Source organism: Pseudomonas sp. NPDC087342 (assembly GCF_044744265.1).
Taxonomy (GTDB): Bacteria; Pseudomonadota; Gammaproteobacteria; order Pseudomonadales; family Pseudomonadaceae; genus Aquipseudomonas; species Aquipseudomonas nunensis.
The window spans coordinates 61,677-81,804 of the sequence record NZ_JBIUXZ010000023.1; the positions used below are offsets into that span (position 1 = coordinate 61,677).

At 59.2% G+C, this 20,128-nt stretch carries 22 protein-coding genes and 1 tRNA gene; 12 read left to right on the forward strand and 11 right to left on the reverse strand.

All coding sequences use genetic code 11. From position 1 onward, the window contains the following. Positions 1-57: 57 nt before the first annotated feature. Both ACIOYV_RS27635 and ACIOYV_RS27640 read right to left on the reverse strand, forming a co-directional pair. Positions 58-411, reverse strand: a complete 354-nt coding sequence (locus ACIOYV_RS27635; protein ID WP_401328837.1) for a hypothetical protein — start codon at positions 409-411, stop codon at positions 58-60. Between the two features lie 166 nt (positions 412-577). Then, a complete protein-coding gene (locus ACIOYV_RS27640; RefSeq protein WP_401328840.1) occupies positions 578-1,636 on the reverse strand; it encodes a YhcG family protein in 1,059 nt (352 codons plus the stop codon). Positions 1,637-1,898: 262 nt separating this feature from the next. Here ACIOYV_RS27640 and ACIOYV_RS27645 point away from each other — a divergent pair, with 262 nt between their 5' ends. Both ACIOYV_RS27645 and ACIOYV_RS27650 read left to right on the forward strand, forming a co-directional pair. Continuing rightward, complete coding sequence (locus tag ACIOYV_RS27645; RefSeq protein ID WP_401328842.1) at positions 1,899-2,348, forward strand: carboxypeptidase regulatory-like domain-containing protein; 450 nt, start codon at positions 1,899-1,901, stop codon at positions 2,346-2,348. A 56-nt stretch (positions 2,349-2,404) separates the two neighbouring features. Next, positions 2,405-2,719: a YceK/YidQ family lipoprotein gene (locus ACIOYV_RS27650; protein ID WP_401328845.1), complete on the forward strand. Its 315-nt coding sequence runs from the start codon at positions 2,405-2,407 to the stop codon at positions 2,717-2,719. A gap of 250 nt (positions 2,720-2,969) precedes the next feature. On the opposite strand, the gene ACIOYV_RS27655 is transcribed toward ACIOYV_RS27650, so the two are convergent. The 5 genes from ACIOYV_RS27655 to ACIOYV_RS27675 all read right to left on the reverse strand — a co-directional run bounded on the left by ACIOYV_RS27655 (position 2,970) and on the right by ACIOYV_RS27675 (position 7,194). Beyond that, positions 2,970-3,045, reverse strand: a tRNA-Phe gene (locus ACIOYV_RS27655). Positions 3,046-3,148: 103 nt separating this feature from the next. Then, positions 3,149-3,421, reverse strand: coding sequence for an oxidative damage protection protein (locus tag ACIOYV_RS27660; protein WP_054054381.1), 273 nt, complete (start codon positions 3,419-3,421; stop codon positions 3,149-3,151). Continuing rightward, a complete protein-coding gene (mutY, locus tag ACIOYV_RS27665) occupies positions 3,418-4,485 on the reverse strand; it encodes an A/G-specific adenine glycosylase (RefSeq protein ID WP_163907799.1) in 1,068 nt (355 codons plus the stop codon). The genes ACIOYV_RS27660 and mutY overlap by 4 nt, the downstream gene beginning before the upstream one ends. Beyond that, positions 4,482-6,713 carry an AsmA family protein gene (locus tag ACIOYV_RS27670; protein ID WP_401328849.1) on the reverse strand — a complete coding sequence of 744 codons (2,232 nt, stop codon included), beginning with the start codon at positions 6,711-6,713 and terminating at the stop codon, positions 4,482-4,484. Before ACIOYV_RS27670 ends, mutY begins: the two co-directional genes overlap by 4 nt. Positions 6,714-6,789: 76 nt before the next feature. Continuing rightward, complete coding sequence (locus ACIOYV_RS27675; RefSeq protein ID WP_054616496.1) at positions 6,790-7,194, reverse strand: acetyl-CoA sensor PanZ family protein; 405 nt, start codon at positions 7,192-7,194, stop codon at positions 6,790-6,792. Between the two features lie 275 nt (positions 7,195-7,469). Between ACIOYV_RS27675 and ACIOYV_RS27680 the strand changes: the two genes are divergently transcribed. From ACIOYV_RS27680 to ACIOYV_RS27710, 7 genes are all read left to right on the forward strand, one after another. After that, a complete protein-coding gene (locus ACIOYV_RS27680) occupies positions 7,470-9,134 on the forward strand; it encodes an OFA family MFS transporter (RefSeq protein ID WP_401328851.1) in 1,665 nt (554 codons plus the stop codon). 267 nt (positions 9,135-9,401) lie between these two features. Next, positions 9,402-9,995, forward strand: coding sequence for an imidazoleglycerol-phosphate dehydratase HisB (gene hisB, locus ACIOYV_RS27685; protein WP_401328854.1), 594 nt, complete (start codon positions 9,402-9,404; stop codon positions 9,993-9,995). Beyond that, positions 9,995-10,633: an imidazole glycerol phosphate synthase subunit HisH gene (gene hisH, locus ACIOYV_RS27690; protein WP_401328856.1), complete on the forward strand. Its 639-nt coding sequence runs from the start codon at positions 9,995-9,997 to the stop codon at positions 10,631-10,633. Before hisB ends, hisH begins: the two co-directional genes overlap by 1 nt. Then, positions 10,634-10,894 carry a DUF2164 domain-containing protein gene (locus tag ACIOYV_RS27695; RefSeq protein WP_401328859.1) on the forward strand — a complete coding sequence of 87 codons (261 nt, stop codon included), beginning with the start codon at positions 10,634-10,636 and terminating at the stop codon, positions 10,892-10,894. A gap of 101 nt (positions 10,895-10,995) precedes the next feature. Further along, entirely contained in the window at positions 10,996-11,733 is a 738-nt protein-coding gene (hisA, locus tag ACIOYV_RS27700; protein WP_010464588.1) for a 1-(5-phosphoribosyl)-5-[(5-phosphoribosylamino)methylideneamino]imidazole-4-carboxamide isomerase, read from the forward strand. Positions 11,734-11,742: 9 nt separating this feature from the next. Further along, positions 11,743-12,513 (forward strand): imidazole glycerol phosphate synthase subunit HisF, encoded by a 771-nt coding sequence (gene hisF, locus ACIOYV_RS27705; protein WP_007972752.1) that lies wholly within the window; start codon positions 11,743-11,745, stop codon positions 12,511-12,513. Between the two features lie 78 nt (positions 12,514-12,591). Then, positions 12,592-13,347, forward strand: a complete 756-nt coding sequence (locus ACIOYV_RS27710) for a substrate-binding periplasmic protein (protein ID WP_401328863.1) — start codon at positions 12,592-12,594, stop codon at positions 13,345-13,347. Between the two features lie 145 nt (positions 13,348-13,492). Here the strand turns inward: ACIOYV_RS27710 and ACIOYV_RS27715 are convergent, their stop codons facing one another. From ACIOYV_RS27715 to gpmI, 4 genes are all read right to left on the reverse strand, one after another. After that, positions 13,493-14,269: a divergent polysaccharide deacetylase family protein gene (locus ACIOYV_RS27715; RefSeq protein WP_401328866.1), complete on the reverse strand. Its 777-nt coding sequence runs from the start codon at positions 14,267-14,269 to the stop codon at positions 13,493-13,495. Position 14,270: 1 nt separating this feature from the next. Then, positions 14,271-15,599, reverse strand: coding sequence for a S41 family peptidase (locus ACIOYV_RS27720; RefSeq protein ID WP_054616492.1), 1,329 nt, complete (start codon positions 15,597-15,599; stop codon positions 14,271-14,273). A 31-nt stretch (positions 15,600-15,630) separates the two neighbouring features. Then, positions 15,631-16,926, reverse strand: a complete 1,296-nt coding sequence (locus ACIOYV_RS27725) for a murein hydrolase activator EnvC (protein WP_054055294.1) — start codon at positions 16,924-16,926, stop codon at positions 15,631-15,633. A 228-nt stretch (positions 16,927-17,154) separates the two neighbouring features. Next, a complete protein-coding gene (gpmI, locus tag ACIOYV_RS27730) occupies positions 17,155-18,684 on the reverse strand; it encodes a 2,3-bisphosphoglycerate-independent phosphoglycerate mutase (protein WP_054616491.1) in 1,530 nt (509 codons plus the stop codon). Positions 18,685-18,837: 153 nt separating this feature from the next. Between gpmI and ACIOYV_RS27735 the strand changes: the two genes are divergently transcribed. Genes ACIOYV_RS27735 through secB form a run of 3 tightly spaced genes read left to right on the forward strand, consistent with a single transcriptional unit; the run spans position 18,838 to position 20,049 of the window. Further along, entirely contained in the window at positions 18,838-19,251 is a 414-nt protein-coding gene (locus tag ACIOYV_RS27735; RefSeq protein WP_054055299.1) for a rhodanese-like domain-containing protein, read from the forward strand. Between the two features lies 1 nt (position 19,252). After that, complete coding sequence (grxC, locus tag ACIOYV_RS27740; RefSeq protein ID WP_010464569.1) at positions 19,253-19,507, forward strand: glutaredoxin 3; 255 nt, start codon at positions 19,253-19,255, stop codon at positions 19,505-19,507. Positions 19,508-19,563: 56 nt separating this feature from the next. Beyond that, on the forward strand, positions 19,564-20,049 hold the full coding sequence (gene secB, locus ACIOYV_RS27745; RefSeq protein ID WP_007897410.1) for a protein-export chaperone SecB: 486 nt from the start codon (positions 19,564-19,566) through the stop codon (positions 20,047-20,049). The last annotated feature ends 79 nt before the right edge of the window (positions 20,050-20,128 follow it).

Consider the following 20,128-nt stretch of genomic DNA (forward strand, 5'->3'; position numbering starts at 1 on the left):
TGGCGCTCCGTTGCTGACCAAGCCATTTTGGTGCGAGGAAGTTTATCTAGAGTTTGTCTAATCTTCGACGTCGGACGCGTGCCTGATTATCCAGCGACCTTTATGCAAACCACCTGATTTTTCAATGCTTCTGTCGCGCGTAGACATCGAATGCAGCAGATTGCGAAATTTGTTTTGCTTCTGTTTGTCGTCTAAAGCGTCTGACAGTTTGTCTAGGATCAGCGTGACCAACTCAAGTCGTGACGCTGATCCGTATTGCCCTAAGTAATCGAGAACCAAGTCTTTGTAGTAGACATCATTGAATGCGCGGTTGCGAATGTAGTCGCTTTGGTTGCCTGTGCTGCGCGCTATCTGGGCCGCGGCGTAATAGTTTGGTTTGCGCCCTTCAATCAGTCCTCGTTTACGCAACAATCCAGCTACGTTGTCTGCAATGGCTAGTCTTGCGATAGGTAGCTTGCGATGTCTGCACCCTTACGGCCGGACACGGCGTGGGTGAGGTTTTTGAATTCCTTCCACTCGCAGGCGGAGGTCTCCTTTGGGTATTTCTCTCGTAAGTAAATTTGGAGGGCTGACTCGTTCATCGCGATGCCTGACAACGGAGACGCTCTTCAATTGCCGCCCGCTCTCGATCCAGCTCCGTCCGCAATTCCTCCTCGCTCGGCAACACCAGTTTGTATTTGCTGGCGAACAGTTGTTCGTTGCCCTGTAACACCGAGTAGCGCACTACGGACTCGTTTTTTTGTGCGCAAAGAATGATGCCGACGGTTGGTCCGTCTTCGTCGCTGCGCTTGAGGTCGTCGTACATGCGCACATACATGTCCATTTGCCCGACATCCTGGTGGGTCAATTCACCGCGCTTGAGATCGAAGATGACAAAGCATTTGAGCAGGTAGTTGTAGAACACCAGATCGATGTAGAAATCTCTGCCCTCGGTGCTTATGCGTTGCTGGCGGGCGACAAAGGCAAAGCCTTTGCCCAGCTCAAGCAGGAAACCCTGGAGTTGCTCGATGAGTGCTTGTTCAAGTTCGGTTTCCAGAACGAGGCCTGCATTGGGCAAGCCGAGAAACTCCAGCATCACGGGATCGCGGATGAATTCCCGAGGGCTTTCGAGCATCGCATGGATGTTGGTGGCGGCTTCGGCCATGACGACGGACTTGTCCCGACTCATCAGCAGGCGCTCGTAGTAGAGGGTGTTGATCTGGCGTTCCAGGGCGCGGCTTGACCAGTTCTGGCTGGCGGCTTCGTCCATGTACCACTGGCGGGCGCTGTCACTGTCGACTCGCAGCAGTCGGCGGTAGTGGGTCCAGCTCAATTCGAGACGCAGTGCGTCTCGAATTGGAAACGTCTGATAAAACAGGCGCATTTTCCGCAAGTTAGTCTCGTCAAAGCCCTTTCCGAACTCCGCTGTCAAACTCTGTGAAAGCGTCAACAACAACTGTTTGCCATACACCGCCCGCCGAGCCCCTTGCTGCTCGAACTCCACAATATGTCGCCCAATCTGCCAACAGGTTTGCACCTGAGCCGTATCGACCGCTCTCAGCACTTTCTGGCGCGCCTGGCGAATCAGCTCGCCAAGTTTGCCGAGCAGTGAGGCGAGATGTGGGTCTTGAGTGTCTTCGGGTTTGAGGTTGCTCATGAAGTCTTCCGCAGTTGGATGAACTGACGGAAAAGAATGCCAACGACGCATTGGTCAGCGATGCCGGGCGCGGCTGATAGATTGGAAGGAAATGCCAGATTCGTTTTGCGGGATCAGGCCGACGACGCCCGAGGCATTTGGAATACAGCATGTAGTCCCATTCGCAGTGACCCCAAGTCCCAATCAATCTAAAACTTGAGCATCCCGCCCGAAATCTAAGGGGAGTAGCGAATGGGTTCAGTGGAGCCCGGGAGTCGTCATCATGAAGCACGTCCATTCCTTCGTATTGTCACTCGCCGCCCTTGGCGTATTGATGTTCCCAGTCCTGTTGCATGCCGCCAGCCTTGATCCAATCGACAGCTCAGGCGTGCAAGTCCAGCCGCAGCAACAAAACGGGATCAGCTACCTGTCCGGTGGTATCGGCGAGGATGAATCCAAAGCTATTCAGCAGGCCAAGGGTTACAACCTGCATATGACGTTCTCTGTCGGTGTCGATAACAAATACATTCCCGACGTTGATGTGGTCATCCAAAACGCCCAGGCGCAAACCGTGCTGACCCTGAGCCAGGCAGGCCCCTTGGTGTACGTTCAGTTACCTGCCGGCAAATACACGGTCGTTGCGACCCGTAATGGCGAGGCGAAGCACGACACGACCGATGTCGGAAGCGGTACGCCACGTAATCTGGTTTTCCACTGGAATGGTGATGAGTAAACGGATTGGTCGCTTGCGGCGATAAGCAGTCCTTTGCCGTTACAATCCCGCGCCTCATGAACCGCGACAAAGGGATGCTGGATTTGAAAGGGATTTTACGATTGGGCTCTGTTATGAGCCTTGCTCTGATGCTGGCCGGTTGCGGAACCATGATCGGCCGAATGAATGGCGCGTCGGAAGAGAACTACTACAAAGGTGTCGACGGCAGCCTGCACTTACTTGGCGCGAGGGGAGGTGGCAGCAGCGGAATGCCGGCAGCTGTCATTTGCTACTTCATGATCGTCTGCCCGGTCATCACCGTCGTTTCACTGCCGGTGGACGCCGCGCTGGATACGGTCTTGTTGCCAGTGGATTACATCAACACGCTATGACGCTACATAAGCCTGGAGCGTCTTGTGAGGCTCCAGGCATTCCACGGGCTCACCACGTACGCGTTTGCGCTTCGGCTTGTTCGGTTCGATAGGCACTATTCGATACAGTCAGAATGCCTCGGCGTCTAAGGTCGGCAAGCCAAAGGCGCTGACGCTATGCCAGTGCCGCAGATTGGACGGCCTAACCGTGCCTGATCAAATCGCAGGCATAAAAAAACCCTGAATCTTGCGATTCAGGGTTTTCGGTATTTGGTGCCCAGAGACGGAATCGAACCGCCGACACGGGGATTTTCAATCCCCTGCTCTACCGACTGAGCTATCTGGGCAACGGGGCGCATTAAACTGGTTTTTCAGGGGGTCGTCAAGAAAGTTTTCAAAAAAATTTTAATTATTACCGTCGCTTACGTTCCGACCCCCACAACAACGGGATTATTCAGCTGGCGGAACGTAGCCTTCAGCCTGGGCGTATTCCTCGCCGGAAAAGAACTTGTCCATCTCGCCCTGAAGATATTTGCGATCTTCGGCGTTCATCATGTTCAGGCGTTTTTCGTTGATCAGCAGGGTCTGGTGTTTCTGCCAGTCGGCCCAGGCCTTGGCGGAGACGTGATCAAAAATGTCCTGGCCTTTTGCGCCAGGGAACGGGGCTCGCTCCAGGGCGGGCAATTCTTCTTTGTACTTGCGGCACATGATGGTGCGGGTCATGACGACTCTCCTGCGTTCAATACGGCGGCCGCGCGTTCGAGCAAGGTTTTGACCGGGGCGGCAAGGCCCAGGCGCGGCGGGGTGGCGAGGTTATACCAGAGCCAGTCGGCCTCGGCCACGTGATGGCCGGCCTCCTGGACCTGAACCAGCCAGGGTTCGATGGACAACTGGAAGTGGCTGAAGGTGTGCACCAGGGCCGGCAGCGCTTGTTGGCTGCCCAGCTCCAGCGAGTGCTGCGTGGCGAGATGTTGCAGGTCGTCGAGGTCATCGAGTTCCGGCAAGCTCCACAAACCGCCCCACAGGCCCGTGGAAGGGCGACGGTAAAGCAGAATCGCGCCTTCGCCGTTGGCGAGCATTGGCATCAGCGTGCGCTTCTGCGGTACGGCTTTGCGCGGCTTGGGGATCGGGTAGCGGGTTTCCAGGCCGAGCATGTGCGCTTCGCAGCCCTTTTCCAGCGGGCAGAGCAGGCAGCTCGGTTTGCTGCGGGTGCAGAGCGTGGCGCCCAGATCCATCATCGCCTGGGTGTAGGCGTTGACCCGATCATGCGGCGTAAAGCGCTCAGCGTTCGCCCAGAGCTGTTTCGCGACCTTCGGCTCGCCCGGATAGCCCTCTTGCGCGGTAAAGCGCGCCAGCACGCGTTTGACGTTGCCGTCGAGGATCGGCGCGCGCAGGCCCATGCTCAGGCTGGCGATGGCGCCGGCGGTGGACAAACCGATGCCCGGCAGCTCAACCAGTTTTTCCACATCACGGGGAAACTCGCCGCCATATTCAGCGACGACGATCTTCGCGGTCTTCTGCAAATTGCGCGCGCGGGTGTAGTAACCCAGCCCCGTCCACAGATGCAGCACTTCGTCTTCCGGTGCAGCGGCCAAGGCTTCGACCGTTGGCAGCGACGCCATGAAGCGGTCGAAGTAATTCAGCACGGTGCTGACCTGGGTCTGCTGCAACATGATTTCCGAGACCCACACCCGATACGGGGTGATGCCCTGTTGCCAAGGCAAATCGTGGCGGCCGTGGCGGTCGTACCAATCCAGCACCGCCGATGAAAACTGCTCGGCTCTCATCGCTTGAACAGCCCCTTCAATGCGTTTTTAAGTTCCGGGCTGACCTTGTCACCGAGCTTCTCGTCGATCTTGTCGCTGAGCTTCTCACCCGCCAGTTTGGCGGCGACCTGGCCCATGCGTTCGTTGTCCACGCGGCAGGCCTTGGCGCCGAGTTCCAGCGGGCCACGGCAGCGCAGCGGCCACTCGATGCCGACGAACTTCTCGCCGACCTGACAGGCCGGATCGGGCATCGCGCTGGTGTCGCCTTCGACGATGATGCCGACGCGATAGTCCATGCCCAGCACCCGCAGATCGACGTCGCCGTCACCGTTGACGGTCATGCCCGGGATGCGCACTTTCATGTCCGGGTTGCTCGCCACGCCGTTGCGGAAGGTCAGGTTGCCCTTGAGTTCCTGGAACGGCGTGTCCTTGCCCCGCGGTTCGCCGCTGAGACTTTTACGGTTCAGGGTGGCGATGCCTTTGCACAGCTGTTGTTCAAGGTTGGCGTTGAGCAGCACGCCGTTATTGATGACAAAACTGGCGTTGCCGTTGAGGGTTTCGACCAGCGCTTTCTGGCTGTTGCCGCTGCCGGTCAGTGCGCTGGTGAGCGTCACCAGGCCTTTGACGGGCGGATTCTTGCCCTGGCTTTCGAGGATTTTTTCCACCGGCACTTTGGTGATGTGGGTCTGCATGCTCAGCGCTGGTACTTGCTGACGCACGTCGAGGGTGCCCTTGGCTTCGAAGTTGCCGTTGTACAAGTCACCGCGCAGGTTCTCCAGAGTCAGCAGGCCGCCCTGGCCGTTGGCCTTGAGCGCTGCATTCTGGATCGGCAGTTTATCGAGGGTCAGTTGGCCGAAGGTCAGGTCTGCATCCACGTCGAGTTTGGCCAGGCGTTCCACCGGCAACAGGCGTTCGGTGCTCCACGCGCCTTTGGTCGGTGATTCCGGTAGCGGCGTGCTGCCCGCGCCCGCCATGGCATCGGCCTCGGTGCTGGCCACTTCGGCCTGACGCACTTGCGTGGCGCTGTTGGCTTCGGCGGATTTTGGCGGCAGGTAACGGTCGACGTTGAACGTGTCGGCCTTGAGGATCGCGCGCAGCGATTGTTTGGCGAAGTCCTCGATGGCGATGCGGCCGCTGAAGGTGCTGTCGTCGACTTTCAGGTTGATGTTGTCGAACGACAGGCTGGTCGGCGTGCCGGCCAGACGGCTGACCAACTCGACTTTGCTCAGGCTGCCTTCGGCCATGGCCGGAAGTTTCTGGCCGATGCTGTCGACGAATTTCGCCAGGTCAAACTGGGCAATCGACAGGCCGCCATTGATCTGCGGCGTCTTGTCGAGGTCGTTGACCTTCAGTTCGCCCAAGGCACGCAACTGGTTGGCGGAGATCTTGATACCGGTCCATTCGGCGACGTTGGCAGCTTTATCCAGCAGCAACTGACCCTGGGCGGCGAAGGTCATGGTCTTGCCTTGCAGCGGGTCGCCGGTCACTTCGCCCGACAGTTTCATGTCTTCGAACTGGTAACGCTGGAGCGCGCGGGCAATGCGCAACTCGCCGTTCAGCTCGGTACGCACACGCAGCGCCGGCTGGTTAGAGGACAAGAACGCGGTGAGTTTGAGCGGAATATTGGTCGAATCGTGAACCGCGCCGGTGCTCATCTGGATGCTTTCGGCGGTGTAGCTCTTGCCGGTTTTCTCATCGTTGTATTCAACCCGCGCGTTGTTCACGGTCAGGCTGTCGATGTCCAGGCGGATCGGTTGCGGTGGTTTTTCCGCGACGACCGGGGTTTCCGGGGCCGGTTCGCCAGCGGGAACGGCGGGCGGGGTCGCGCCGGTATTCGCCGGGGCCGGGATCTTGCCGATGTCTTCCCAGTTGCCGTGGCCGTCCTTGTCGCGGTTCAGGCGCAGGTTCAGGCCTTCGACGCGGACGTCGCTCATCTGCACTTCACGGCGCAGCAGCGGCAGCACGCGCACCGACAGACCGAGCATCTGCAGGTCAGCGAACGGTTCGGTGGGTTTGACCAGGGTCGCGACACTGGCTTCGTGCAATTCCAGGCCTAGCCACGGGAACAGGCTCCAGCCGATGTCGCCATTGAGCGTCAGCTCGATGTGGGCCTTGTCGCGGGCAATCTGGCGAATCTCGTCTTTATAGTCGTTGGGATCGAAGAGGTGCGTCAGGGCAAAGCCCAGCGCCACAATGATCAGCAACAGCCCGAGAAGTACCAGACCCAGGATTTTGCCGAACGCTTTCATGGGCGAGTCCTTGTAGTTAGTCGAATTCAAAATTTAGCCGGGGAGTATAGCGCTCCGAAACTGACGACCGGTCAGTTCATATGGGCAGCACGTCCAGCGGCACGTTCAGTTTGGCCGCCAGTGCCTGGGCTTCCAAGTGCCCGGCAGGCGCCAGCAAACGTAATGTCGCGCCCGATTGCGACGCCATTTTCTGTGCTTCGTTCACCAGGCGCTCCGCCACCCCACGGCGACGGGTAATTTTTCTCACGCAAATTTGCGACAGATGCCAGACGTCCTGTTGACGTTGCAGACGTGCCGCACCGAGTAGCCGATCGTTGAAGCGCCCGGCGATCAGCGAGCCGTCCCGCAGGCAACCCTCAATCAACTGCACTTCACCGGCAAATGGCGCAAACAGCCAGTCCGGCGCGTCGCGGTAGATCTTTTGCAGATCTTGCTGATCCTGGTAAGTGGCTTCGTTCAGCGGCTCGACGATGATCGGCATGGCGGTTCCTGTAAGAAATTTTTACAGATATCACCTCTGTAAGCGCTGCCGAAGGCTACGCCTACAGAGAAAAGAGGTCAGACGACATACAAAAGGTGATGTCAGTTTGGTTTTTCTGTCACGAGCAAATGGTAACCTCTGCGGGTTCGTCCGTCCTTCTGCGACTTAACGTCGCGCCTAAAGGGAGCTTCACTTAAAAAAGGTCATGCCTGCGTGCATAAAGGCCGGAGGTGAGGAGTGGCTGGCGAACCATACTAATAATTGGGGGATACACAATGAGCACGAGCATCACGGCGGACGGCGTTAATGCCGGCCAGCCCGCGTTCCTGTCCAAGGAACGCATTATCGCCAAGCCCGGTTTCAACCGTTGGCTGGTACCACCGGCCGCTTTGGCCATTCACCTTTGCATCGGCATGGCCTACGGCTTCTCGGTGTTCTGGTTGCCGCTGTCCAAGGCCCTGGGCGTCACTGCTCCGGTCGCTTGTGCGCCGGACATGAGCTTCATCTCGCAAATCTTCTCGTCCCAATGTGACTGGCCGATCTCGATGCTCGGCTGGATCTACACCCTGTTCTTCATCTTCCTCGGCTGCTCGGCAGCGATCTGGGGTGGCTGGCTGGAACATGCTGGGCCGCGTAAGGCTGGCGTTGTATCGGCACTGTGCTGGTGCGGTGGTCTGCTGATTTCGGCGCTGGGGATTTATACCCACCAGATCTGGCTGATGTGGGTTGGCTCCGGGGTCATTGGCGGTATCGGCCTGGGCCTGGGCTACATCTCGCCGGTTTCGACCCTGATCAAGTGGTTCCCGGACAAGCGCGGTATGGCGACGGGTATGGCGATCATGGGTTTCGGTGGTGGCGCGATGGTTGGTGCTCCGCTGGCAGCGGCCCTGATGGGCCACTTTGCTTCGCCGACCGGCGTGGGCGTGTGGCAGAGCTTCCTGGTGATGGCCGCGATCTACTTCGTGTTCATGATCGGCGGCGCATTGTCCTACCGCGTTCCGCCAACCGGCTGGAAGCCTGAAGGCTGGACCGCTCCGGCGAAAAAAGTGGCGAACGCGATGATCACTCATCGTCACGTCCACGTGAACGTCGCCTGGAAAACCCCGCAATTCCGTCTGGTGTGGCTGGTGCTGTGCCTGAACGTATCCGCCGGTATCGGCATCCTCGGCATGGCTTCGCCGCTGTTGCAGGAAGTGTTCGGCGGCAAATTGATTGGTGTAGACCTGCCATTCGGCAAACTGGACGCCGGGCAACTGGCTTCGATCGCAGCGATTGCGGCCGGTTTTACTGGCTTGCTGAGCCTGTTCAACATCGGCGGCCGGTTCTTCTGGGCTTCGTTCTCCGATTACCTGGGTCGTAAAAACACCTATTTCGTGTTCTTCGCCCTGGGCTTTGCCCTGTACGCGCTGATCCCGAACCTCGGTCATCTGGGTAACGTTGCGCTGTTCGTGGCGGCGTTCTGCATCATCCTGTCGATGTACGGCGGCGGTTTTGCGACTGTTCCGGCTTACCTGGCTGACCTCTTCGGTACGCAAATGGTCGGCGCGATCCACGGTCGTTTGTTGACGGCGTGGGCGGCGGCGGGCGTGTTGGGTCCGGTGTTGGTGAACTACCTGCGTGAGTATCAACTGAGCATCGGCGTTGAACGTGCCGCGGCTTACGACATCACGCTGTACATCCTCGCGGGCCTGTTGGTGCTGGGTTTCCTGTGCAACCTGCTGGTACGTCCGGTGGCCGACAAGTACTTCATGACCGACGCTGAACTGGCCGCCGAACAGGCGCTGGGCCACGACAAAGGTGCTGACAGCAGCACCGTTCTGGAGTGGAAAGCTGCACCGGGCACCAAGCCATTGGCGATTGCCGCTTGGCTGGTGGTGGGGATTCCGTTGGCTTGGGGTGTTTGGGTGACCTTGCAGAAGACGGCGGTTCTGTTCCACTAAGTCTGTAAACGCACTACCCCTGTGGGAGCGAGCCTGCTCGCGAATGCGGTCTGACAGTCGACAGAAATGTTGAATGTGATGGCCCCTTCGCGAGCAGGCTCGCTCCCACATTTGTTTCAGGCGCCATCAAATCCGCTTGTATGGACATGTCTATCCCCGACAACCCGGGAGTCTGTCCGTCAGCCATATCACGTCTCGTGTTTCTGTTTCCGGCCCGCGCCCCTATAATGGCTGCCTTTTTCGCCCAATGATTTTGCGGAGCTGGTGATGGCCGAACGTAAGGCGTCTGTCGAGCGCGACACTCTGGAAACCCAGATCATAGCCTCGATCAACCTGGATGGCACCGGAAAGGCCCGATTTGATATCGGTGTTCCTTTTCTTGAGCACATGCTGGACCAGATCGCCCGTCACGGGCTGATCGACCTGGATATTGTCAGCAAGGGCGACCTGCATATCGACGACCACCACACCGTGGAAGACGTCGGTATCACCCTGGGTCAGGCCTTTGCCAAAGCCATCGGCGACAAGAAAGGCATCCGTCGCTACGGCCACGCCTACGTGCCGCTCGATGAAGCGCTGTCGCGCGTGGTGATCGACTTCTCCGGCCGCCCTGGCCTGCAGATGCACGTTCCCTACACCCGCGCCACCGTTGGCGGCTTCGACGTTGACCTGTTCCAGGAATTCTTCCAGGGCTTCGTCAACCATGCCCTCGTCAGCCTGCACATCGACAACCTGCGCGGCACCAACACTCACCACCAGATCGAAACCGTGTTCAAGGCTTTCGGCCGCGCCCTGCGCATGGCGGTGGAGCTGGATGACCGCATGGCCGGGCAAATGCCATCGACCAAGGGCGTTCTGTAATGCAGACGGTCGCGGTTATCGATTACGGCATGGGCAACCTGCACTCGGTGGCCAAGGCCCTCGAGCACGTCGGTGCCGGCAAGGTCTTGATCACCAGCGATGCCGATGCGATTCGCGAAGCCGACCGGGTGGTTTTCCCCGGCGTCGGCGCGATTCGCGACTGCATGGCGGAGATCCGTCGTTTGGGTTTCGACTCCCTCGTGCGTGAAGTCAGTCAGGACCGTCCGTTCCTCGGCATCTGCGTCGGCATGCAAGCCTTGCTCGACAGCAGTGAAGAAAACGACGGCGTGGACTGCATCGGCCTGTTCCCGGGCGCGGTGAAGTTCTTCGGCAAAGACCTGCATGAAGACGGCGAACACCTGAAAGTCCCGCACATGGGCTGGAACGAAGTGAAGCAGACGGTGAGTCATCCGCTGTGGCACAACATTCCGGACCTGGCGCGTTTCTACTTTGTGCACAGCTACTACATCGCTGCCGGCAACCCGCGGCAAGTGGTGGGTGGCGGTCACTACGGTGTCGATTTCGCTGCGGCGCTGGCCGACGGCTCGCGTTTCGCCGTGCAGTTCCACCCGGAGAAAAGCCATACCCATGGCCTGCAATTGCTGCAGAACTTCGCCGCGTGGGATGGTCGCTGGTAAATGGCCGTCAAGAAATCCAAACCGCCGATCCTGACCCTCACTCCCGAACAGGAGAACGAGGCCAATCACAAGATCAAGCGGTTCATGGAGGATCGCTTCGAACTGGACCTGGGTTCGTTCGAAGCGGCGGAAATTCTTGAGCTGTTTACCCGCGAAATCGCGCCGCACTATTACAACAGGGCGATTTTCGATGTGCAGACGCACCTTAAAGAAAGGTTCGAAAGCATCGAAAGCGACCTGTGGGCGCTCGAGAAAGAATAGGAGCAGCTGCAAGCTTCAAGCTGCAAGCTGCAAGAAGTAGAAACGCGTGCGCGCTTGCAGCTTATGGCTTGCAGCTTGCAGCTCTTTGACGAAGGAAAAGCATGCTAATTATTCCCGCTATCGATCTCAAGGACGGTGCCTGTGTTCGTCTGCGCCAGGGGCGCATGGAAGATTCCACGGTGTTCTCCGATGACCCGGTGAGCATGGCTGCCAAGTGGGTAGAGGGCGGTTGCCGTCGTCTGCATCTGGTCGACCTGAACGGCGCCTTCGAAGGTCAGCCGGTCAACGGCGAAGTGGTCACCGCGATTGCCAAGCGCTACCCGAACCTGCCGATCCAGATCGGCGGCGGTATCCGTTCCCTGGAAACCATCGAGCACTACGTGAAAGCGGGCGTGAGCTACGTGATCATCGGCACCAAGGCTGTGAAAGACCCGGCCTTCGTCGCAGAAGCCTGCCGCGCATTCCCGGGCAAGGTCATCGTTGGCCTCGACGCTAAAGACGGTTTTGTCGCCACCGACGGCTGGGCTGAAATCAGCACCATTCAGGTGATCGACCTGGCCAAGCAATTCGAAGCCGACGGCGTGTCCGCGATCGTTTATACCGACATCGCCAAAGACGGCATGATGCAGGGCTGCAACGTTCCGTTCACCGCCGCGCTGGCCGCTGCCACGCGCATTCCGGTGATCGCTTCCGGCGGCATTCACAACCTGGGTGACATCAAGTCGCTGCTTGACGCCAAGGCGCCAGGCATCATCGGCGCCATCACCGGCCGGGCGATCTACGAAGGCACCCTCGACGTCGCGGAAGCGCAAGCTTTCTGCGATTCGTACAAAGGCTGAGGACTGACCATGGCGCTGGCCAAACGCATCATCCCTTGCCTGGACGTGGATAACGGCCGGGTCGTCAAAGGTGTGAAGTTCGAAAACATCCGCGACGCCGGTGACCCGGTGGAAATCGCCCGTCGTTACGACGAGCAGGGTGCCGACGAGATTACCTTCCTCGACATCACCGCCAGCGTCGATGGTCGCGACACCACGCTGCACACCGTCGAGCGCATGGCCAGCCAGGTGTTTATCCCGCTGACCGTGGGTGGCGGTGTACGCACCGTGCAAGACATTCGCAACTTGCTGAATGCCGGCGCGGACAAGGTCTCGATCAACACTGCTGCCGTGTTCAACCCGGAATTCGTCGGTGAAGCGGCGCAGCATTTCGGTTCGCAGTGCATCGTCGTCGCCATCGACGCGAAGAAAGTCTCCGGTCCGGGCGAAACCCCGCGCTGGGAAATCTTCACCCACGGCGGGCGCAAGCCGACCGGTCTCGACGCCGTTGAATGGGCGAAGAAGATGGAAGGCCTGGGCGCCGGTGAAATCCTCCTGACCAGCATGGATCAGGACGGCATGAAAAACGGCTTCGACCTGGGCGTTACCCGTGCGATCAGCGATGCGCTGGGCATTCCAGTGATCGCTTCCGGCGGCGTCGGCAACCTGCAGCATTTGGCCGACGGCATCATCGAAGGCCACGCCAGCGCGGTGCTGGCGGCGAGTATTTTCCACTTCGGCGAATACACCGTGCAGGAAGCCAAGGCCTATATGGCCCATCGCGGAATCGTGATGCGCTAAACAAAGCGATACAGGCCAGTGGACAGCATGGCGGGCTCAGGGCACTCTTGGGCACGCCATGGATTCCGGTAGCCCGACATGTTCAAACGTTTTCTGCTCGTCCTCGCCAGCGCTTCTCTGTTGCTCATCAACGGAGCCCGCGCCGAAGAAAGTCCCGCCACCGATCTGGTGCTGCTGACGGAAAACTTCCCGCCATACAACATGGCAAAGAACGGCAAAAACTTCGCTCAGGACGAGAACATCAACGGCATCGCCGTGGACATCGTCCGCGAGATGTTCAAGCGCACCGACATCACCTACAGCCTGACGCTGCGTTTCCCTTGGGAGCGAATCTACAAACTCGCCCTGGAGAAACCCGGTTACGGCGTGTTTGTGATGGCGCGGCTGCCGGACCGCGAGAAGCTCTTCAAGTGGGTCGGCCCGATCGGCCCGGATGACTGGATCATGCTGGCCAAGGCGGACAGCAAGATCACCCTCGAGACGCTGGATCAGGCGCGCAAATACAAGATCGGCGCCTACAAGGGCGATGCGATTGCCGAGACGTTGGCCAAGCAGGGCTTGAAGCCGATTGTGGTGCTGCGGGATCAGGACAATGCCAAGAAATTGGTCAATGGACAGATTGATCTGTGGGCCACGGGTGATCCGGCTGGCCGTTATCTGGCTCGGCAGGACGGCGTGACCGGACTCAAGACAGTGCTGCGCTTCAACAGCGCCGAGTTGTACCTGGCGCTGAATAAAGACGTGCCGGATGAGATTGTCGCCAAGCTTCAAGCGGCGCTGGATCAGATGCGCAAGGAAGGCGTGGTGGACGACATCATGGCGAAGTATCTCTAGGGATCAGCGACGGAATTTGGCTCAACACAAAACACTGTGGGAGCGAGCTTGCTCGCGATGGCGGCGTAACAGTCAATGAAGATGTTGAATGTTAAGGCCTCATCGCGAGCAAGCTCGCTCCCACAGTGGCTAGAGGTGTTGCGAATTACCGGTACACGCCATCCTTCCCATGCGCAGCCGTCGCCCGATTGCTGCGCACGCTGATCATCATTTTGATGTCGATCCAGTCAATTCCCTGAGCCTTCAGCTTCGGCAATTCGCGCTCCAGCACCGCCAACGTCTGCGGATACGGGTGCCCGATCATCACCGCCGAACCTTGCTTGTGCGCCAGGCTGATCGCCGTTTGCAACTGAGTGAAGATTGCTGCCTCAGTGCGCTCATCATCGAGAAACACATCTCGCGAAACGCTCGCCAAGCTAATCTTCTGCGCTTCGGCCGCGCCCACGGTTTGCGCGCTGGTGCGGCTGTCGACGAAGAATTTATGTCGGCGCTGCAAGTCCGCCATCAACCAGGCCATGGCCGGTTGCTGGGCGGTCATGCGGCTGCCCATGTGGTTGTTGATGCCGGCGGTGTACGGCACAGCCTTGAACGCGGCGTTGAGGCGCTTTTCCAGCTCTTCGATGGGCAGGTCAGGATGCCAGGCGAACGGACCGGTGGCCGGGTCCATGGGCATGTGCAGGATGACGACTTTGCCGGCGCGATGGGCTTCGCGGGCGAATTCAGCGGCGTGGGGTGTGTCGGGCATGATTGCCGTGGTCACCGGGCCGGGCAGGGCGAGCACGCGACGATCCCGGGGCAGGTTCTGCCCCAGGTCATCGATGATCAGTGTCAGGTAAGCCTTGTGCGGGGAGGTCTTGGCGGGCTCTGCGTGAGCAGCACCCGCCAGACAGCACAACAAACCGAGGATGAAGCGCAAGCGCATCTCAGCGGCCGGAGGTGATGCTCAGCCCTTTGAGCAGGCTCAGGGCCTGGGCCAATTGGTAATCGTCATCCTGCGGCATTGCCTTGGCTTTGCTGCTGGACGTCGGCTTGTCGGCGCCGCCGTTGCCATTGCCCAAGTGACCTTGCAGATCGGCTTCCTTGAAGTACTCGCCGTCCTGTTCGTTGGTGATCTTGGCCTTGCGCACTTCGATGTCCGGGACGATGCCCTGCGCCTGGATCGAGCGACCGTTCGGCGTGAAGTACAGCGCGGTGGTGATCTTCAGGGCGCGATCGTTGTTCAGCGGCAGCACGGTTTGTACCGAGCCTTTGCCGAAACTGGTGGTGCCCATCAGCACGGCGCGTTTCTGATCCTGCAAGGCGCCGGCGACGATTTCCGAGGCCGAGGCGCTGCCGCCGTTGATCAGCACAACCATTGGCACGGCTTCGCTTTCGTCTTTGCCGGTAGCGGAGAAGCGCAGTTCGGAGTTGGCGATGCGGCCCTTGGTGTAGACGATCAGGCCCTTGGTGATGAAGTGGTCGACCACTTCCACCGCCGCTTGCAGCACGCCGCCCGGGTTGTTACGCAGGTCGAGGATGATGCCGTTGAGCTTCTTGCCGTTGTCCTTGCGCAACTTGGCCAGCGCCTTGGAAACTTCTTCGCCGGTCTTGACCTGGAACTGGGTGATGCGGATGTAGCCGTAGCCCGATTCCAGCAGCTGCGCCTTGACGCTCTTGACCTGGATCGTGGCGCGAGTCAGCACCACGTCGAATGGCGTGCCACCGTCGCGTACCAGGGTCAGGGTGATTTTCTGGCCGATCTTGCCGCGCATCTTGTCCACGGCTTCAGTCATGGTCTGGCCACGAGTCGGTGCGCCGTTGATCTTGACGATGAAGTCGCCCGCCTGAATGCCAGCCTTGGACGCCGGGGTGTCGTCGATTGGCGACACCACTTTGATGAAGCCGTCTTCGGCACCGACTTCGATGCCCAGGCCGCCGAATTCGCCGCTGGTGCTTTCCTGCAGTTCAGCGAAGTCTTCCGGGCCCAGGTAGGCGGAGTGCGGGTCGAGATTACTGAGCATGCCTTTGATGGCATTTTCCAGCAGGGTCTTGTCGTCTACCGGTTCGACATACGCGGCTTTGATCCGGTCCATGACCTCGGCAAAGGTGCGCAACTCTTCCAGGGGCAATGGCGCCTTGGTGGTCGCAGCGGTGCCCGCAGGTGCAGGAGCTGGCGCAGCCGCCGGGGCAGGCTGAGCGGCAAACGCCAGAGGCGCGCCGATCACCAGGGCGATCGTCAGGGCCAGCGAGGTAAGGCGGGACAAATGCAGCATGTCGAACGAACTCCTGAATTAGATGCCGTGCTTATCCTTGCGCACGACACCATTGCGCTGGATCACTCGGGTGACCCTGCTGACGAATTGCGAAATACAGCGCTGGTGTGTCCTGGCCGCCACTGTTACCGACAGTGGAGATGGACTCACCGGCTTTAACCACATCACCCGCAGACTTGAGCAGCGTCTGGTTGTGACCGTAAAGACTCAAAAAACCGTTGCCGTGGTCCAGAATCACCAGCAGCCCGGCACCGCGCAACCAGTCGGCGAACACTACGCGACCACCGTGAACGGCATGCACTTGGCTGCCGGCGGAGGCGCTGATCATCACGCCGTCCCACTTGGTCCGGGCATCGTCGCCGCGGCTTTCACCGAAGCGCGCCAACAGTCGACCATCAACCGGCCATGGAAGTTTGCCGCGGGCTGAAGCAAATGCGCCGCCAAAGGTCTCGCCTGAACTGGAAACCAGCGCACCAGGTGTCGGTTTAGCGGGTTTGCGTGGGGCATCAGTGTTGGCGTCGGCCTGTTCCTGAGCCTCACGTAAACGCTTTTTTTCGGCTTCCTGCTGGGCAATCAGCGCTTTTTGTCGCGCTTCTTCTGCCTCACGAGCCTGGCGAGCCAGGGTTTCTTCGATGGTTTTAAGGACTTTAGACAGGTCTGCCTGATCCTGCTCGCGGGCGGCGAGCTTCTGATCGCGTGCCTTGACGTCGTCGTTGAGCTTGGCCAGGGCCTTTTGGCGTTCCTGGCGAACCTTGTCGAGTTCGTCGCGCTGGCTGTCGAGGCTACTTTTTTGCACCAGCAACTGAGCCTGTTGCATCGAAATGTCTTTTTCGACGTTGGCCAGTTGGCGCAGGGTTTCGTTGAAGTTCTTCAACTGCTCCAGGCGGGCCTGGCTCAGGTAGTCGTAATAAGTGAGGGTGCGGGCGAATTTTTCAGGATTTTGCTGGTTGAGCAGCAGCTTGAGGTACTCCTGACGGCCATTCTGATAGGCCGCGCGGGCCTGGATGGCGATCAGTCGTTGCTGTTCAATGCGCGCGCTCTGGAGTTTTTTTTTCTCACCATCGAGTCGCTGCAGCTCGGATTCGCTTTTCTTCAGCTCTTTTTGCAGGGCATCGACCTGCTTCTCGAGCTTGCCCATCTCGGTCTCGGTGCCCTTGAGGTCCTTTTGCACACCGGATTTTTCTTCCTGCACCTTGCTCAGCAGTTTTTTCAGCTCGGCAATGTCCTGACGCGTGGCGTCCAACTGTTGTTGGGTTTGCGCGCGCTCGTCAGCAAAGGCCGGTTGGAGCAGGCAAGTCAGAGCGAGGGCTATCAGGACGCGAAGCATAGAGGCGGGTGATACCAGGGAAAGGGACGGCCTAGTATGCCCGGCAAGCGCCGCAAAAAAAATGCCCAATTGGGACTGTGTGATAACTGGCCCGAAAAACGCTGAAAACCAATGTGGGAGCGAGCCTGCTCGCGAAAGCGGTGTGTCAGTCAACATCGATATCGACTGACACTCCCTCTTCGCGAGCAGGCTCGCTCCCACAGGGTTTTTCGGTGTTTGAAAGGGCGATTACACCAAAATCGAAGTCCCGGTCATTTCTTTCGGGATTTCCAGGCCCATCAGCATCAGCATGGTCGGCGCGACATCCGCCAATACGCCGCCATCGCGGACCTTGAAGTCACGCTTGCCGACATAGATGAACGGCACCGGCTCGGTGGTGTGAGCGGTGTGCGCCTGGTGGGTTTCTTCGTCGGACATTTTTTCGCAGTTGCCGTGGTCGGCAGTGATCAAGGCTTCGCCGCCGACTTTTTCCAGCGCGGCGGTGATGCGACCGACGCACAGGTCCAGGCATTCCACAGCTTTCACCGCAGCTTCGAGGTTGCCGCTGTGGCCGACCATGTCGCCGTTGGCGTAGTTGACCACGATCACGTCGTAACGCTGGTTTTCAATGGCGTCGACGATACGGTCGGTGACTTCCGGGGCGCTCATCTCGGGCTGCAAGTCATAGGTGGCGACTTTTGGCGACGGGATCAGGATGCGTTCTTCGCCCGGGAACGGTTCTTCGCGACCGCCGGAGAAGAAGAAGGTCACGTGGGCATATTTTTCGGTTTCAGCGATACGCAGTTGGGTCTTGCCGTTTTTCGCCAGGTAATCGCCCAGCACGTTTTCCAGGCTGCCGGCGGCGAAGGCCGACGGTGCAGGAATGCTGGCGGCGTATTGGGTCAGCATCACGAAACCGGCCAATTTCGGTTGGCGCGCCCGTTCGAAGTCCTTGAAATCGTCTTCGACGAACACGCGGGTCAGTTCACGGGCGCGGTCAGCGCGGAAGTTCATGAACACCACGGCGTCGCCGTCTTCGACTTTCACCGGTTCGCCGATCGAGGTGGCTTTGACGAATTCGTCGCTCTCGCCACGCTCGTAAGCGGCTTGCAGGCCTTCCTGTGCGGTGGCGGCGTTGAATTCACCGTTGCCGTCGACAATCAGGTTGTAAGCCTGGGCTACACGGTCCCAACGGTTATCACGGTCCATGGCGAAATAGCGGCCGACGATGCTGGCGATCCGGCCTTTGCCGAGGGCCTGGAACGTCGCGTCGAGCAGTTCGATGGACGACTGGGCGCTTTTCGGCGGGGTGTCGCGACCGTCGAGGAAGGCGTGCAGGTAGATTTTTTCTGCGCCGCGCTTGAAGGCCAGTTCGGCCATGGCGACCAGGTGATCCTGATGACTGTGCACGCCGCCATCGGACAACAGGCCCATGAAGTGCACGGCTTTGCCAGCAGCGACGGCTTTATCGACGGCGGCGCAGATAGTCGGGTTCTCGAAGAACTCGCCGTCGCGGATCGATTTGGTCACACGGGTGAAGTCCTGATACACCACGCGGCCGGCGCCGAGGTTCATGTGGCCGACTTCGGAGTTGCCCATCTGGCCGTCCGGCAAGCCGACGTCCATGCCGCTGCCCGAGATCAGGCCGTTCGGTACGCTGGCGGTCAGACGGTCCAGGACTGGCTTCTTCGCCGAGTACACGGCGTTGGCTTCGTGGCTCTCACTGTGACCGAAGCCATCGAGAATGATCAGGACCAAAGGTTTAGGCGTGGTAGTCATGGATTCCACTCGTGGCTGAGTTAAAAAGAGGGCGATGGAAAAGGGAGTGGCAGTTTAAAGCGAAGTTCCTGCGCCGTCACCGCCGGACGGGGTTTGGCCCACCCTAGGGGCTGTGTATACTGGCCCACTTTTAACGCCCTGGAACCACCTTAAATGCTTGATCACCTGATTGCATTTGCCACCACCCACTATTTGCTGGCCGGTATTTTCGTTGTTCTGCTGGCTCTGCTGATCGCCCATGAGATGAAAGGCGGCGGTCGCAGCCTGAGCACCGGCGAGCTGACCGGGCTGGTCAACAAGGACGCAGGCGTGGTGATCGACATTCGTTCGACCAAGGATTTCGCCGCTGGCCATATCGTTGGCGCGTTGAACATTCCTCACGACAAGTTGACCGCTCGCGTTGGCGAACTGGAAAAGCACAAGGCCAAGACCATCATTCTGGTCGATGCCCAGGGCCAGACCGCCGGCACCCATGCCCGCGAACTGATGAAATCCGGCTTCACCGCCGCCAAGCTCTCCGGCGGGATTTCCAGCTGGAAGGGCGACAACCTGCCGCTGGTGAAGTGATATGAGCAACGTCGTCGTCTATTCCAGCGATTACTGCCCTTACTGCTCGCGAGCCAAGTACTTGCTCGAGAACAAAGGTGTGGCCTTCGAAGAGATCAAGGTCGATGGCAAGCCGCAGGTGCGTGCCGCCATGGCCCAGAAAGCCGGGCGTACGTCCGTGCCGCAGATCTGGATCGGCGAGCGCCACATCGGTGGCTGTGATGATTTGTTTGCCCTTGAGCGTGCCGGTAAGCTCGACGCCATGCTCAAGGCCTGACTTAAGCACCCAAGAACAGCAAACCCTAAAAGACCAAAGATCAGAAAGGATCTGAGATGACTGACCAACAGAACACTGCAGCTAGCGAAGAAGAAACCGCACCGCAATTCTCCTTGCAGCGCATCTACGTACGTGACTTGTCCTTCGAAGCCCCGAAAAGCCCGGCGATCTTCCGCCAGCAGTGGGAACCGAGCGTCGGTCTGGATCTGAACACCCGTCAAAAGGCTTTGGAAGGTGACTTCCACGAAGTCGTGCTGACTTTGTCGGTTACCGTGAAAAACGGTGAAGAAGTAGCGTTCATCGCTGAAGTGCAACAGGCCGGGATCTTCCTGATCAAGAACCTGGACGACGCTTCGATGAGCCACACCCTCGGCGCGTTCTGCCCGAACATCCTGTTCCCGTACGCTCGAGAAACCCTGGACAGCCTGGTGACCCGCGGTTCGTTCCCGGCCCTGATGCTGGCTCCGGTGAACTTCGACGCGCTGTACGCACAAGAACTGCAACGCATGCAGGCGGCTGGCGAGACTCCAACCGTTCAATAAGCGGTCCTAAGCACCAAAGCAGTTTCAATGTGGGAGCGAGCCTGCTCGCGAATGGGAGTGTCAGTGACAACATTGTCGT